This is a genomic window from Bifidobacterium amazonense, from assembly GCF_018555435.2.
GTDB lineage: Bacteria > Actinomycetota > Actinomycetes > Actinomycetales > Bifidobacteriaceae > Bifidobacterium > Bifidobacterium amazonense.
Genome location: NZ_JAFEJT020000116.1, coordinates 1 through 2,516, shown reverse-complemented (window position 1 = coordinate 2,516; position 2,516 = coordinate 1). Strand labels below are relative to the sequence as shown.

The following is a 2,516-nucleotide window of genomic DNA, read 5'->3' as shown; positions in this document are numbered from 1 at the left end:
CCGTCGAGCACGTCCGCCGTCACGCCCGCATACGAGCTGATCGACGCGAACTGCGGGCCGTTCGACGTGTCCGTATTGATGTATCCGGTCTGCGCGATCAGCGTCGCACCGGACGCGGCCGCCGACCTGAGTCCGCTCATCGAATCCTCGAGCGCCACGCAGTACTTCATGTCATCCGCGCCGATGCCCAGCAGCTTCGCCGCGGCCAGATACGGTTCCGGCGACGGCTTCTTCTCCACGTCGTCGTCGCCGCAGATAAAGCCAGCAAACGCGCCCTTCGGCGCCTGATCGACCAGTCCCTGCGCCAGATGACGCGGCGACGTGGTCACCAGCACGGACGGGATGCCGGCCGCGACGAGCGATTCGAGCACGTCGGTCACGCCGTCGATCCACGGCATGTGCGCGGCCTCGGCCTTCGCGACGTAGTCGATCATGCCCTTGCCGATCTCCTCGACCGACAGCTGGCAGCCGTGCTCGACCATGCGCTGCGCGACCGCGGGAACGGGCGTACCCGAACCGGCCCATGCCAGGTCCAGATCCCAGTAGCCGCCGTGCGCCTTGGCGATCTCCATCTCGCCCTGATGCCAATACGGTTCGGAGTCGATCAGCGTACCGTCCATATCCCAGAACACAGCTTTGAGCAGCATCGTCACGTGCCTTTCCCATCGTCGATACCCGGCCAACGGCCAGCCCGTCGGCAACCGGTTTGATATCCGTCTCTATCTCACCAAACCTCACGGACGAGCGCGCCGCACGCGATGTCGTTTTCGTCGACGCGGATGGCAGGATCACACAAGACGACAAAAGGCGGCTCCCTTTGCGGGAAGCCGCCTGCCAACGGTATCGTATGACACCGGTCAGTCGCCGATGAGCACGATTTCGGAGGGGACGATGTCGGTGTCGTCGGTCTCCGGGCCGGCCGTGATCTGCAGCGGTTTGCCGCTGCCGCGACGCCAGATGCGGTAGAAGCGCGACTTCGCCTGCCGCACCTCGACGACCTCGCCGTCCATGCCGGCCTCGAACACGCTGTCGCCTTCAAGACGACGGCGCAGATGCTTGTTCTGCCGGCGCAGCTGGCGGTTCTCCTCCTGCAGCGAGAGGATGCGCGTGATGCCGGCCAGATTGATGCCCTCGTCCTGGCTCAGCCGCTGCGCCTGCGCAAGCCGGTCGATGTCACGCAGCGTATAGCGACGGGCACCGCCTTCCGTGCGTTTGGGCACGACCAACCCCAGCCGATCGTACTGCCGCAGCGTTTGCGGGTGGACGCCCGCGAGTTCGGCCGCCTGCCCGACGGCGAACACGGGCAGCTCCACATTCAATCCCAGCGAATCCACAGCATCGAGATCGGCCCGATTGGAGACGAGCGCCGCCGCGCATGCGGCATACGCGCGCTTGACTTCCTGCGCGATCCTTGCCATAGCACTCATCTCCTATCGGTTGAGTTTCGGTTGAATTCTCACCTACGTGTACGCACAACGGAGACGCCCTACGTGACAGTGGCGTCACCGCTGCGCAGCCAGCTCCTCAGCGAAGTCACCCGACGCCTTGTCGAATTCCTTCGCAGCGTGCTTCAGGCCCAGACCGGGCTTGGCCGGCACGTGAATCTGCACGCGGCCGATCAGATCGCCGAACGCGTTGCCGTTCTTCACGCCCTTGCCGGCGACATGCACTTCCGTGCCGCTCGACGAACCCGCCGGCACCTTGAACGTGACCGGCTCGCCGTCGATGTCCTTCATCTCGACCTTCGCGCCGGCCACGGCCTCGCCGACCGTCACGGGCAGGTCCACGAGCAGATCGTGGCCGCTCATCGTGAACTTCGGATCCTCCGTGACGCTCACGTGCAGGTACAGGTCGCCCGGCTTGCCGCCGTTGCGGCCCGGCTTGCCCTTGCCGCCGAGACGGATCTTCTGGCCGTCCCTGACGCCGGCCGGGATATGCGTCTTGAACTTCTTGCCGTCGACGCTCAGCGACACGGTGGCGCCCTTGACGGCCTGGCGGAACGTCAGACGGATCTTCGACGTGCGGTCGTCGCCGTTCTCCGGCTCCGGAGCCGCCTGATATTCGGCGTACGGATTGCCCTGCGCGTAGCCGCGGCCCGCGCCGGCGCCCGCCGCGCCGCCGAACATGGAGAAGATGTCGTTGAGATTGGTCGGACCGCCGCCGTTCGTGCTGAAACGGATGTTGCCGTTGCCGCCGTTGCCGAACATCGAGCCGAACACGTCGGAGAAGCCGGACGCGTCGAAGCCGCCACTGCCCGAGCCGCCGGCGAAGCGCGCGCCGCCCATGCCGAACTGGCGGATCGCGTCGTACTTCTGGCGGGTCTCCTTGTTGTTGAGCACGTCGTAGGCTTCGGAGATGTCCTTGAACTTCTCCTCGGCCTCCTTGGTCTTGTTCAGATCGGGGTGGTATTTGCGGGCCAGCTTGCGGTAGGCCTTGGTGATGTCTGCGTCGCTGGCGTCCTTGGAGACACCAAGGACTTTGTAGAAGTCTTTGCTCAGCCATTCATTCTCAGCCAT

General features: G+C 65.2%; 3 protein-coding genes. All 3 read right to left on the bottom strand.

Annotation, left to right across the window (positions count from 1 at the left end):
- A partial coding sequence (locus tag JS533_RS13515) for an HAD family hydrolase (protein ID WP_241515332.1) occupies positions 1-647 on the bottom strand: 647 nt, incomplete at its 3' end.
- A gap of 210 nt (positions 648-857) precedes the next feature.
- Positions 858-1,418 (bottom strand): heat shock protein transcriptional repressor HspR, encoded by a 561-nt coding sequence (locus JS533_RS13510; protein ID WP_241515330.1) that lies wholly within the window; start codon positions 1,416-1,418, stop codon positions 858-860.
- An 84-nt stretch (positions 1,419-1,502) separates the two neighbouring features.
- Positions 1,503-2,516 (bottom strand): DnaJ C-terminal domain-containing protein, encoded by a 1,014-nt coding sequence (locus tag JS533_RS13505; protein WP_241515329.1) that lies wholly within the window; start codon positions 2,514-2,516, stop codon positions 1,503-1,505.